Below are 12,676 nucleotides of genomic sequence, written 5' to 3' on the forward strand. Positions count from 1 at the left end.
TTCGTTTGAACAATAAACCCGCAGGCTTTTCTTACCGCTATTCTTTTTTATGTGTTATTCCCCGGAATATCAGACATAGGGCAAGTCCCCGCCGCCGGCCTGTAAATAGTTGTAACAGAGCAGCGCCAGGCGCAGAGTCAAAAGCCCATCCGCATTGTGCACGGAAAACCCGGTCAGCTTTTCAATCTTGTTAAACCGTTGCTGCAGCGTATTCCGATGAGTGTATAGCTTCTGAGATGTCATGGTTATGTTGAGATCGCATTCAAAATACGTCTGAAGGGTCTCCAGGAGGATGTCGCTCATTTTAGACCCAAGCAGTGGGCCGTACACATAGGAAACGATATTCTGCAGCACCTTCTTGGGGCTGTGAGTGATCATGTTGCCCAGCACAATGGAATTGCCGATAAACACATTCCGCTCAGGGAAAAGCAGCCGGCCCGAGGAGAGGCGCAGGATCAGCTGCTCATATTGGCGCTCATAGTCGGAGAGCTGGTAGCATTGGATCCCAACCACCGCGTGGAGAGCCAGACAGTATTCCTTTTTGGCAATCTCCATCAGCCTGGTGCAGAGTTCAAACAGGTACAGGGCGTTTACCTCAGGCTTGTCCTTCCGGTTAACGGATAGGATCACCGCATTCTGTTCCGACACGTCCGACAGGATAAAATCCTGCTTATTATAGAAAAAGCCGGGGAGCTGGTTTAGAAATTTTTTCGCGGAGTATAGATACTGTTTCTCGTCCAGGACCAGCTTCCGGTTCCCCCGCGGAAGCTCCAGCACGTCTAATTTGGAGAGCTGGATAAACAGTGTAGTGCGGGGAATCGCCAGATCCACGCCAAAACGCTGCAGATCCTCCGTGAGCTGGATGGTATCAACCGGGTGGACCCCCACCAGGATGGACAGCACGTCCTTTACCGAGGAGCTGTTTTCACTCTGCTCGTCGAGCATGCATTCCTGCTCCAGCATCAGCTCCGCAATGGTTTTCGACAGTGACAGATACGCGCTGTCCGAGGGGCGCAGATTCTCCAGCTCAATGGCCCCCACGATGCGCTGGCGAACTGTGATACCACACATAGACTTAATGCCGTCAAAGTTCTCCACCGGCAGCTGGCCGCCGGAATGCAGCTGCTTGATATAATTGCTGGCCGCCACATTGAACTCCCCGATATTCTGCGGCACGGAGGAATTGACAACCATCCCCTCATAATTCATGATATTGATGGGATATGGCAATAAGGGTTCCAGTTTTTTTAGGATACATGCTGTTGTGTTACTGTTCAGAAACATAAAATTCCTCCGCCCGTCCGGTATGATCGCTCTTAAACACAGACTCAATATACCATATTTAAAGTCCCGGTACAACGGAGGGGGGATATGCTGAAATCTACGAAATCCACATCCGACAATTCGCCAAACGCCCCAACCATTTCTTGACTAAGCTCTCAAAACGTTATACTATATTTAAATACCCGATCTCCACAGGGCATGAAATCGACAAGCGAGGAATTTTAACATGGCGTCAGTTGCAAAAGAAGAATTATTTGAGAGAACTCCCATCCCCAAGGCAGTGGCTTCCCTGTCCATCCCCACAATCATCAGTTCCCTGGTCATGGTCATCTACAGCATGGTGGATACCTATTTCGTGGGCCTGTTAAACGAACCGGTTCAGACCGCCGCGGTGGCCCTGGCCGCCCCGGTCCTGCTGGCCTTCAACGCGGTCAACAACCTGTTTGGCGTGGGCAGTTCCAGCATGATGAGCCGGGCCATGGGCTGCAAGGATTTTGATACGGTAAAGAAAAGCTCCGCCTTCGGATTTTACGGGGCATTATTTTTTGGCTTCCTGTTCGCAATCATGTGCACGGTATTCCGCCCCGCGCTTTTGACTCTGCTGGGGGCCGACTCCGTGACGGCGGCCACCACCACGTCCTATCTGGACTGGACCGTCACCCTGGGAGCCGTCCCCGCCATTCTCAACGTGGTGATGGCCTACATGATCCGCTCCGAGGGTTCGTCCTTAAACGCCAGCATCGGCACCATGGGCGGCTGCGTGGTCAACATGATCCTGGATCCCATCTGCATCCTCCCCTGGGGGCTCGACATGGGAGCTGCCGGCGCGGGCATGGCCACCTGCTTTGCCAACTGCTGCGCGCTGATTTACTTTTTCGGCTATATGATCGTAAAGCGCGGAAAAACCAGCGTCTGTATCTCCCCGCGGGCGTTTTCCCTGGAAAAGCGAATCGTGCTGGGCGTGTGCGCCGTGGGCATCCCCGCCTCGATTCAGAATCTGTTAAATGTGGTGGGCAGCACGGTGCTCAACAACCTGGCCGCCTCCTACGGTGCCGCCGCCCTGGCCGCCATGGGAATCTGCACCAAAATCAACATGGTGCCCATGTACGTGGCCATGGGACTGTCCCAGGGCGTCATGCCGCTCATCAGCTACAATTTCGCCAGCCGGGACTACAAGCGCATGAAATCCGCCCTGCTCTACACCATCCGCTGCTCCGAAGTGCTGCTCCTGGCCTCCTCCTTTTTGATGTTCTTCTGCAGCGGAGCCCTGACCGGCCTGTTTATCAAGGACCCGGACACCGTGGCCTACGGCTCCGCGTTCTTAAGGGGCTTTTGCCTGGCCCAGCCGGTGCTGGCCCTGGATTTTATGTGCGTCGGCACCTTTCAGGCGGTGGGAATGGGACGGGAATCCTTTGTGTTCGCGATCCTGCGCAAAATCGTGTTCGAGATTCCGCTGCTCCTTCTGCTGAACGCCATTTTCCCGCTCTACGGCCTGCCCTTCGCACAGGCCATTGCGGAGCTTATGATGGCTCTGATCGCAATCCCGGTTATGATCCGGTTTTTCCGGCGCTGCAGGGCGCAGGAGGAACTACCGTTACAGGCGTAAAATTACGGCCCGGCATCCGCCGGGCCAAACCTTTGTCCGCAACCGGCAGACCGGGGTGCTTTTATGCAAATTTTTATCTTCAAATCCGCTGTACGAAACGGGGTTCAGAGGGTATAATGTAGATAATTGTCAATTTCTGTGTCTCGATTAAGCACTAGGGGGATTTTACCGATGAGTATATGGCTGCAAATCGGAGCGGGGCTTTTGCCTGCTCTCATCATTCTGCTTCTCTATCTGATGATTATTCGAAGAAACGTTGTCTCCTCTCTCATTCTTCTTTTGATGTTCACAGCGGGCCTGTCCCTCTGTGTATTTCACAGCGGGCTGCCATTTTCGGACGGCTGGAAAACCGCTTCCTGGAAAGCTGCTCCCGCAGGGAACACCGATGCAGTGAAACCTGACCAAGCCCAGGCGGACGCTCTGCCCGCCGATGAGACCATCCGGATCATCTATGGACTGGCCGCCCGGAAACAAACCGCAGAGGCTGCAGAGATGTTGAAACAGTTGATCGCGGATCACGGCTACGATGCCTCCTGCGCTCTGGCTCAGGCGCGGATCAGCGCCGCCTCAGGCGACTTCACAGCGGCCAGGGTGCTCTACGAGAAATCCAAAACCGTATGGGACGACTCTGCGCCCAGGGAATACAACGCTGTAACCGAAGCCTGCGCCTCGCGCTCCGTGGACACCGTGCTGCTGGCCCATTTGGACAGCGCCGATATCGCGGCTCTGTATCCCGAAGGCGTGCCGGATTCCGGCAATACCGCAGAGGCCGCCCGGCTGGTGTCCGACTATCTGGAACAGGCCGGTTCCGGCGGGGACGCCGACTACTCCGAGCTGGCCCGCGTCCTGGCCTCCACCCAGGAACTCTACGACACCTTTCTGACCAGCGGCGAGAAGGATGACGGCAGAATCCGCAGCCTGGAAGAAGATTTGGATCAGTGGGAAACGGACCGGCCCGAAGTATTTTCCCTGAAACAGGTGCGGGAGGCCCGGATGCGGCTTCAAATCCTGCAGGGAGATTACTCCTCCATCGCAGCGGACCTGACGGACGAATCCGATTATCATGAGATTATGGTCGCCTCGGAGCTGTATCTAAACGGGTATGTGAAAAAGTCCGACTTCACCGGATCCTACGCCCAGGCCGACGATGAAAGCCTGCGGACGGTCACGGGCCAGCTGCGCAAGATCCTCAAGGCCGATGTGGATTCCCAGACCGGAAAACAAGTAGAAGAACTGTTAAATGTATACAAAAACTACAAAGAAGATGCTCCCATGTACCGCATGGAGCAGAACCTGTTAAACTGTACGGACGAGCGTGGGTTCACCGACAGCTCCAAGGTCTATCTGCAGACGGCCAAGATGGAGCTTTTAAAGGACCGGGAGGACAAGGCCAAAGAATACATCGGACTGGCCATGGACACGGCGGCGGACTGCGAGGACCCGGAGTATACCGGTCCCATGTACCAGATTATGGGCATCATGGCCAACAAGGACGAGGCGGAAAGCCTGAAGGACGTGGCCCTCTACACCGACAACGTGCTGAACAACCAGCTGGAGATCGTGCTGCCGGAGACCACCTCCGCGGACTCCGTCCAGACGCATTTTTCCGGCTATATGACGGACTACGTAAGCATGCAGCGCTCCGCGGTCAACATCTCCAGCCTGGACGCCTCCGCATTCAGTGAGATTACCGCCTACGTGCAGATCGAGACTCCGGTGGACTACAGCATCGACGAGCTGAAAAGCCACATCACCGTGGAGGACTGCGGGGCTCAAATCTCAGAATATAACCTGGAGAAGGTGGAGTACAGCTCCGCCAACATGCTGCTCTGCTGCGACGTGTCCGGCAGTATGCAGGGCCGTCCCATCGAGGATTCCAGGGCCGCCGTCATCAGCATGGCCGAATCCATGAGCGGAAACGCCCGGCTGGGTGTGATTCTGTTCAACAGCTCCGTGCAGGGCCTCACCGATTTCACCGTGCAGCCCGATGTGATCCGCAGCACCGCCGAATCCATGACGGCAAACGGCGGCACCAACATCTTTGACACCGTGGTTCATGGGCTGGAAAGTTTCCCCCAAAACGGTCCTGAAGTGCTCAACACCCTGGTCGTTATGTCCGACGGTCAGGAAAACAACTCCCACTCTGCGGAGGAGATTCAGACCGCCATCGGGCAAGCGGCCAAGGACAAATCCATTCTGGTACACTGTCTTGGCCTGGGCAGCGAGGTGGATGCGAATTATCTCCAGACCATCGCCCAGAGCACCGGCGGCACCTACCAGTATGTGACGGACTCCTCCTCTCTCGCCGTGTTTTACCAGAACCTGGCCAGCCAGCAGAACTATACATACAAATTGCAGTACCGCGCAACGGACACCCTGTCCGTGGACCGGGAGCTGAAGGTCAGTCTGAACGACTCGGAATATTTGTATGATATTGAGGCTTATACGCTGCCGGGAGAAAACAGTGAGGGGGAAAGCAGCGAGGACGGCCAGCACGATCTGGTCTACAACGACGGTCTCTCCATCCAGGGGTTAGACACAAGACTTTTGTTCAAGAGCGTAAATCCAGCTGCCGTTCATCTCCTGGGAACCGGCTTTCAAAAGGACGACTCTATCACCGTCAAGATGATGATGAACACCAACGGAACCCACGGACTGACCTACGACGTAAAGGCGGAATTCAAAGACGGGAACACATTTAACTTGACCATACCGCCCTCCGTGGCTTGCGGCGTCTACGATGTGAAAGTGACAATCCGCGGTAAGACCGCCATTTTGGACAGCGAACTGACCGTACAGGTGCAGGGAAGCGAACAGACCACCGTCTTCGGCCCTTACCGCTTTACCTCCTACCAGAGACAGACCATGGGAGACAGTACGCTGTTAAACGGCTATGTGACATTAAATAACTGGCTCTGTTTTAAAGGCCAGGTAACGCTCCAGGGACCATTGGATCATGCGCAGATTCAGATGGCGGATTTTAAGGGCTGCTATATCCGCTACTATCAGGGCCGCAGCAAAGGTCTGGCGGAGTATATGCGCAGCCACAATATGGTTATGAATCTGCCTGCTTTAGGCAGCCTGACCCTTTACAACGACATCAAGCATAATGCTTCCGATGATGACTACATGGTGGACACCAAGGCCATGCCCCTGCTCTCCTTCCGCGATGCCTTTGAGCTGAATACTCTTGGGTATTCCCTCTACCCGGACCGGATCACAATCGAGGCGAAGGCGTTTAATACGCATTTTCCGTTCCAAGACAAGATATTCAAGCCCGAGTCCAGCAGCATGTTCGCATTCAGCGTGGAGGGCTTTGGAGGTATATTGACGCCGGACAACATCGGAATCAAAGGTGATTTTAAAGTTGGAGATGAGGATGAGAAAAATTATTATCCGGCCAAGCTTTTAAGCCTGCCGCTGAACCTGCACCCCAGCGGGGAATTTAAGCTGAACACACTGACAAACGAATATGAGTTGTCCCTTGCCACCTCGGTTCTGTTTTTTAAGGATCAGGAAAAGCTGGGCTTTTCCGCAAAATGGGAAAATAATATGATTCCCACAAAAGTGATGCTGATGCTTCCCATCAAAAAAACGGTGCTGGTGGAAGGTATTCCGGTCACCTTTAAGAACTTTGAAGTCGGCGTTGAAGGACTGGATATCACCAACTGGCTGAGCCTTACGCTGGTCGGAAAAATGGATGCCTCCGCCTGCTCGATTTCGGATATTCTGCCAGGTGGTGTTGCTGAGTTATTTGGCGGTGAAAAGAGTCTGATTACCCTCAAGGACTCCACTTTGAAGCTGAATATTAAAAAGATGGAGGCCGAGACCACGGTCAAGGTGCTTGGCGATTTTGATATGGGCTCCATTCTGCTTCAGGTCGGCAACTTCCCTTACACCAATCAGCTTTTGAGTATGGATAATGAGGATGTCTTTGGCTTCAACGGAGTGGTCCGGCGCGGTATCAATTTTGAAAATGACAACTGCGATATCGCCATTAACGGTACGATTAGCTCCACTTTTACCAACCGTTTTATCGGATTCAAAGCAGACGCTCAGTGCCATATTGAGGTCGGCTGGTGGCTGTTGGTCAGCCGCTTTGATCAGCAGGGGCTTGCGACTGTAGGACATTTTGTGGATCACGATAATATGGGGATTCTCACCTTCCGTTTCCGTGGAAGTTCCGAAGCGGGAAAGATCCATAATTTCAGCATCGACCTCTCGAAAAACGGGTTATTCATGAATCAGAAAAAGCTGTTCTGATATGGAACCAGGACGCAAAGGAGCAACTGATATGAAACGATTACTGCATCATCTGTTGAGCATACTGATATTTCTGGCGTTACTGGCGGGTATGGCCGGAACAGCCCTGGCTGTAGAACAATCCAAGGAACTTATGGTCCTGCCGCGCCAGGCCAACATCGTAGTGTCCATTGAATATGAAAACGAGGAGCCGGATATTATCCTGATCTCCCCCGACAGCACGGTTTATAGCGAGGCCGCTGGAAATGTCACCGTGGAGCGCGGAGAGAAAATGCTCTACTTTTATCTTCCGGATGCCCTGGCCGGCCAATGGCTGATCCGTTATGATAAGAAAACCAACGAATTTATCACAGCCAACTACATCGAATACACGCCCAGCCTGACCATCGATGCCCTGGATTTAAAGAGCGTCTCGGACGGTCGGGCGGAGATCTCCTTCAACGCCGGTTACCCGAAGGATATCACCTACAATTACGTGGTGAGCGCCGTGTTGCTGGACGAAAACCGCAATGTGACGGGCAGAAAAGAGTTGGATACCGGAACTGCCCGCTCCAATCAGAATGAGACCCGCAGGGTAAGCCTGAATAAGCTATCTTCTTATGATCATTACTATCTGGAGCTGGAGGTTTATTTCAAAGAATATGCCATCGAAACCAATGACGCCAAAATTACAGACCGGAATTTCGGCTATATCAATGACCGTCAGCCTGAATCCATAGCCGGTGTCCATGTGTCCATTGATCCTGCTTCCCTGATTTTCACAATGGACTGGAGCGATTTCAAGGTGTCCTGCGATCAGTATGTGGCTGCCTATTACACGGATGTCTCCCCGGATGCGCCGGTCGACTACCAGAGCCTGGAGAGCGGATATACGTCAGCCGTATTTGACCTGCCGCCTGATACCCACAGCCTTACCGTAGAACTGACTTATATCCGCGGGGGTCTCTCCTCCTCCCCCTACCGCCGCCAGATCGACTGGGAGCAAGGTTTGTCTCTCTCCATCGACACGCCAGAAAATACCAACAGCGTCCAGGCAGTCGTCACTTACAAGACGGATATTCCACGCAATGCGGAAATATCGGTAAATGACGAAAAACAACAGGTGGTGTTGACAGGTAACAACAGCGTATCCATTCAGTTGGAGGAATTCACAAATGAGATCAGTGTGCGCTGCGCCCTGGACGACATGACCGATGTGATTTACCGGAAATCCATTTATTCGGACCGGATCGCGCCGGTTCTGCGCTTCTACGAGAAGGTGGACGCCATCTCGGTGGAGGAGGATCATTTCCTGCTCACCGGCGAGACGGAGCCCGGCTGCAAGCTCACGGTCAATGGGGTAGAATCCCCTCTGAACGAGGATGGGAGCTTTCTGGCGGACCTGTCCCTGGAAAAGGATGAAAACGTCTTTTCCGTGATCTCCACCGATCCTGCCGGAAACCAGTCCGCCCAGAACGTGACCATCTACCACGGGGATGTGCCTGCGGCCGCGGCCATAGCCGCCGGTCAGAACGGGGATGGAGACGGTATGGGATATCTGCCCATGTTTTTCACCATGCTGATCGGCATGTCGGTGGTTCTGACCGTGATTGTCACCGGCGTTGTCCTTGGAAAGCGCAGAGCGCTGATCCGCGGCGTCATGACAGTGACTACCCTGCGCAATGTATTTCTGCTGGTGACCGTTTTTCTGGCCGCCGCCGCTGCCTTTGCCCGCCTGCTGGCCGAGCGGGCCCGGGCGGCCGCAGAATCCCTGGCCTTCATCCGCGCAGCCCAGCGCTCGCCCCAGGAGGCCCACCTCATGCTGAAGGAATACGAGAACTTAAACCGGATCTTTTTCGTCCTGGCCGCTGCCGCCGGCATCTGCCTGGTGGGCTCCATCCTGTTCATGGTGCTGAACCGTGTGCTCAAAAAGCGCCGGAATACACCGCCCAACCCCGGGGGCTCGGACCGAACAAAGCCCAAGCCTGGGGCCGGACCTGACAGCAGCAAAGGCCGCCAGATACCTGCCGGGAAACGCGGGAAAGCAAAGGCGGAGAACGAAACCAAACAGGTTTCCGCGGATAAGCAGCAGTCCCGAAACAGTTCCGCTTCCGATGTGGCCGGGACCGGACAGCCGCAGTCAACCGCTTCCGAAACGAGGATAAAACCGGAACCCAAGGCGGCACCGGCCGAACCAAAAGCGGTTAAAACCGGCGTTCCGGCGCCTGAGACGGCGAAGTCTGCCAGGGTTGAAGCCGGGGCCTCGGCGCAGGTATCTTCCGGGGCCGGGGCAGCCGGTCCGGCACAGGTATCCCACGGAGGCAAATCTGCCACACCGGCGCAGGTATCCCATGGAGGCAAATCTGCCACACCGGCGCAGGTATCCCATGGAGGCAAATCTGCCACACCGGCGCAAGTATCTCATGGATCTGCAGCCACCGCACCGGTATCTCACGGGTCTGCCCCCGCCGCTCCGGCACAGTCATCTTCCGTATCCGGCTCGGACAGCGCATCCGAAAACACAAACGCGGCTCCAACCGCTCCACCGGCTGTATTCTGCCCGCACTGTGGCAAGATGATTAAAAAGTCAAAGGCGATGTTCTGCCCGTTCTGCGGCAAATCCCTTCGCTCATAATCAAAAAGTGGCTGGCTCCCATCGCGCCGGCCACTTTTTTACTGAATGCAATGTGTCCCAATCAAAACACCCCTGAACTGAAACGGAGCAAACACAATGAAACACTATCTGAGAGGCCAGCTTGCCAAAGCCGCCCGGCTGAACAAAGAGACGCTGCGCTACTATGAAAACAACGGCCTGATCCCACCGGCCCAACGGGACTCAAACGGCTACAGGTACTATCCCGCCGAAACTTTGGTTCTCCTGGAATTTATCTCGGTGGCAAAAGCCGCAGGTTTTACTCTAAAAGAAATCAAGAAGCTTTTTTCCGCCCTGCGGGGTGAAGAATTCCAAAAAGAACCGCTGGAATCCATAATCGTGAAAAAGCTGGCGGATATCGCCGAAACCCAAAAAGCCCTTCATCTTGCACAGGAGCGGCTTCTGGACATGAAAGCACATTTGGACTCCCCCCTGGAATGCCCTGTGTTTGAGGCCTGCCAAATTTTGGATCAACAAAGTAAAGCACACGGTATTAAAAAATCCTCTTGACATTGTACTATAGTACAGACCTTATACTGAAGGCGTACTATTTTAACAAGGAGGAAAACACATGAAAATTTACTATTTGTCCGCCACTGGAAACAGCCTGACCGCCGCCCGGAGCCTGGCCCGCGAATTGGATGAGGATGTCACGCTGGTGTCCTTTCGTTCCATCCGCCTCTTACCTGAGATTGAGACCGAAGACACGGCGGTTGGCTTTATATTTCCGGCCTATTTTGCAGATGTTCCCCAGGAGTTTCTCGCATGCATCCGGAAAATGAAATTCCGGCAGAACACCTACCTGTTCGCCATTGCCACCTGCAACGGAGTCCCCGGCACGACTCTGCGGACCCTGTCCGGCGCTCTCGAACAGAAAGGCGCACATTTGTCCGCCGCATTCTCCCTGGATATGCCCGGAAACGCTCTGATAACGCCCCAGGCCGCGTCAGACAAGCGGTTGAACGAGTTTCCCGGGCGCTTATCGCAGATCGCCCGCATGATCGCGCACAGGGAGCAAACTTCTTTTCCCGGAATTCCTGTGCGGGAAGCTCTGCACTCCGCGGCAGTGCGCGCCATAGGCCCCCGTTTTGTGGTGAATCCCCGAAAATTTCACACAGTGGAGACGGCCTGCGTTGGCTGCGGCCTCTGCGCGCGGGTCTGCCCGGCTTCGAACATCATCATCTCCAACAATCGACCCCGATGGGATTCCAACTGCATACACTGTCTGGCTTGTTTCCACTGGTGTCCCAAACAGGCGATACACATCGGCGGCTTACTCTCGGACCGTCCCAGATACCATCACCCCGAAGTATCCCCCTCTGATCTCTGCTGACATTTGCAGATCATACAGCCCTGCGGCCCATCACGCCGGATTGCGCATCCTCGCGGCCTACCGCACCGGATCGTGCGCCCCTGCGGTCCCTCCACGCCGGTTCCCGGGCTGTATGATCCATTTTTTCTTTGCCCCAAAATATATTTCCATGAAATATATTTTTTATTTCCTTCAGAAACTATTTTAGTTTCTCTATTCTATATTTTTAATAAACAAAATCCACTATCCCCTCCACTATTTTTGTCTACTTTTTATCGCCCACCGGCATGACATTCTCCCGCCGTCCATGCTATAATCTAATTATCGCGGCAGAAAGGCGGGAAACAATCTATGAATTTAATCTGGCTTGGAAAATACAGGAGCTTTTTTGAGAATCTGTCCCTTTATACCAATGTCTACGGACAGGCCTACACGATCCAGGGCTTTCACGGCACGTCGGTGCCCTGCTCTCTCGCGCAGATTCAGGTATTGGAATACATTCTGGAAAACGAAGAAGAAAATCAGAAAATGTCTGAGGTGGCCAGGCGCCTGGGGCTCTCCCCCAGCGCATTTTCCAAGAACGTCAAGAAAATGATGGACAAGCAGCTGTTGGAAAAATACCGCTGTTCCAACAACCACAAGGATATCATCCTCAAGGCCTCCCCTCTGGGCCGCAAGGTCTACCAGGAATACATGAACTCCCTGTGGAAGCGGCAGTTCGAAAAGACCTTCGCCATGCTGGATCAGATCCCGGAGGAATACATTGCAAGGTTTGCAGAAATTTTAAAATTCAACGCGGAAGCCATGCTCAGGCAGATGGACGAGCTCCAGAACCGGCCCGAGCCGGATGAGGCGAAACAAGCGGTGACGCTGGTTAAAATTGAGTAGGACTCCCCGGAACCATAAAAAGCCAAACTCCCAAAACGCCGCGCCCGGCGGCAAAAATAATCTCCAACCGCACATAGCCGGTTGGAGACGGAAAGAATTTTTCATTTATCAGTTGGACGGCGGGACCGCTTACATCAGCCACACCTTCTGGTTGGTCGAGGAGATCGCCAGCGCCCCTGCCTCCAGCGCGTTCATCACATCCTCCTTGTCGGCGATGAGGCCGCCTGCAATAATGGGGATGGAGATCGTGTTGTGCAGTTCCCGGATGATCTTCGGCATCACGCCCGGCAGAATCTCAAAGGCATCCGGCGGCATGGTCGCGCACTGCTTTGTCACATTGGCCAGAGCCATGGAATCGATCACAAACATGCGCAGAATGGCGTACAGGCCAAGCTCCTTGGCCCGCCGAATCAGCTGCGGTTTAGTGGAAATAATCCCGTCGGCCTTCGTGTGCTCCTTGATAAAATTCACGGAGATCTCCTTGTTGCTGAGTCCGACGATCAGGTCCATGTGGACGAACACGGTTTTACCCGCGCCTTTCGCCATATCCACATACCGCTCCACGGTACAGATATCCCCGAACAGCAGAAAAATAATCTGACTGTCCAGCTCCAGGCTTTTCTTCAATCCCTCTTCATCCTTGATCGCTGCGATCACCGGACAGTCCTCTAAAATTTCCCAGAATTTCATG

8 protein-coding genes are annotated in these 12,676 nt (G+C 54.0%); 6 read left to right on the forward strand and 2 right to left on the reverse strand.

All coding sequences use genetic code 11. From position 1 onward, the window contains the following. Positions 1–69: 69 nt before the first annotated feature. Complete coding sequence (locus ACK2JC_RS00470) at positions 70–1,284, reverse strand: helix-turn-helix domain-containing protein (RefSeq protein WP_118753788.1); 1,215 nt, start codon at positions 1,282–1,284, stop codon at positions 70–72. Positions 1,285–1,510: 226 nt separating this feature from the next. Here ACK2JC_RS00470 and ACK2JC_RS00475 point away from each other — a divergent pair, with 226 nt between their 5' ends. The 6 genes from ACK2JC_RS00475 to ACK2JC_RS00500 all read left to right on the forward strand — a co-directional run bounded on the left by ACK2JC_RS00475 (position 1,511) and on the right by ACK2JC_RS00500 (position 11,985). Next, entirely contained in the window at positions 1,511–2,890 is a 1,380-nt protein-coding gene (locus tag ACK2JC_RS00475; RefSeq protein ID WP_227169039.1) for an MATE family efflux transporter, read from the forward strand. A gap of 171 nt (positions 2,891–3,061) precedes the next feature. Next, positions 3,062–7,153, forward strand: a complete 4,092-nt coding sequence (locus tag ACK2JC_RS00480; RefSeq protein ID WP_368272058.1) for a VWA domain-containing protein — start codon at positions 3,062–3,064, stop codon at positions 7,151–7,153. Positions 7,154–7,184: 31 nt separating this feature from the next. Further along, a complete protein-coding gene (locus ACK2JC_RS00485) occupies positions 7,185–9,767 on the forward strand; it encodes an Ig-like domain-containing protein (RefSeq protein ID WP_368274716.1) in 2,583 nt (860 codons plus the stop codon). A 96-nt stretch (positions 9,768–9,863) separates the two neighbouring features. After that, entirely contained in the window at positions 9,864–10,295 is a 432-nt protein-coding gene (locus tag ACK2JC_RS00490; protein WP_320938549.1) for a MerR family transcriptional regulator, read from the forward strand. Between the two features lie 61 nt (positions 10,296–10,356). Beyond that, positions 10,357–11,118, forward strand: a complete 762-nt coding sequence (locus ACK2JC_RS00495) for an EFR1 family ferrodoxin (protein ID WP_320938548.1) — start codon at positions 10,357–10,359, stop codon at positions 11,116–11,118. 330 nt (positions 11,119–11,448) lie between these two features. Next, on the forward strand, positions 11,449–11,985 hold the full coding sequence (locus ACK2JC_RS00500) for a MarR family winged helix-turn-helix transcriptional regulator (protein ID WP_092360489.1): 537 nt from the start codon (positions 11,449–11,451) through the stop codon (positions 11,983–11,985). Between the two features lie 129 nt (positions 11,986–12,114). On the opposite strand, the gene ACK2JC_RS00505 is transcribed toward ACK2JC_RS00500, so the two are convergent. Further along, positions 12,115–12,675, reverse strand: coding sequence for a glycerol-3-phosphate responsive antiterminator (locus tag ACK2JC_RS00505; protein ID WP_007718039.1), 561 nt, complete (start codon positions 12,673–12,675; stop codon positions 12,115–12,117). Position 12,676 lies beyond the last annotated feature (1 nt).

The organism is Enterocloster lavalensis, from assembly GCF_046603895.1.
Classification (GTDB): domain Bacteria; phylum Bacillota; class Clostridia; order Lachnospirales; family Lachnospiraceae; genus Enterocloster; species Enterocloster lavalensis.

Coding starts and splice junctions, on each gene's coding strand:
- ACK2JC_RS00470 (WP_118753788.1), bottom strand. CDS start 1,284: ATGTTTCTGAACAGTAACACAACAGCATGTATCCTAAAAAAACTGGAA.
- ACK2JC_RS00475 (WP_227169039.1), top strand. CDS start 1,511: ATGGCGTCAGTTGCAAAAGAAGAATTATTTGAGAGAACTCCCATCCCC.
- ACK2JC_RS00480 (WP_368272058.1), top strand. CDS start 3,062: ATGAGTATATGGCTGCAAATCGGAGCGGGGCTTTTGCCTGCTCTCATC.
- ACK2JC_RS00485 (WP_368274716.1), top strand. CDS start 7,185: ATGAAACGATTACTGCATCATCTGTTGAGCATACTGATATTTCTGGCG.
- ACK2JC_RS00490 (WP_320938549.1), top strand. CDS start 9,864: ATGAAACACTATCTGAGAGGCCAGCTTGCCAAAGCCGCCCGGCTGAAC.
- ACK2JC_RS00495 (WP_320938548.1), top strand. CDS start 10,357: ATGAAAATTTACTATTTGTCCGCCACTGGAAACAGCCTGACCGCCGCC.
- ACK2JC_RS00500 (WP_092360489.1), top strand. CDS start 11,449: ATGAATTTAATCTGGCTTGGAAAATACAGGAGCTTTTTTGAGAATCTG.
- ACK2JC_RS00505 (WP_007718039.1), bottom strand. CDS start 12,675: ATGAAATTCTGGGAAATTTTAGAGGACTGTCCGGTGATCGCAGCGATC.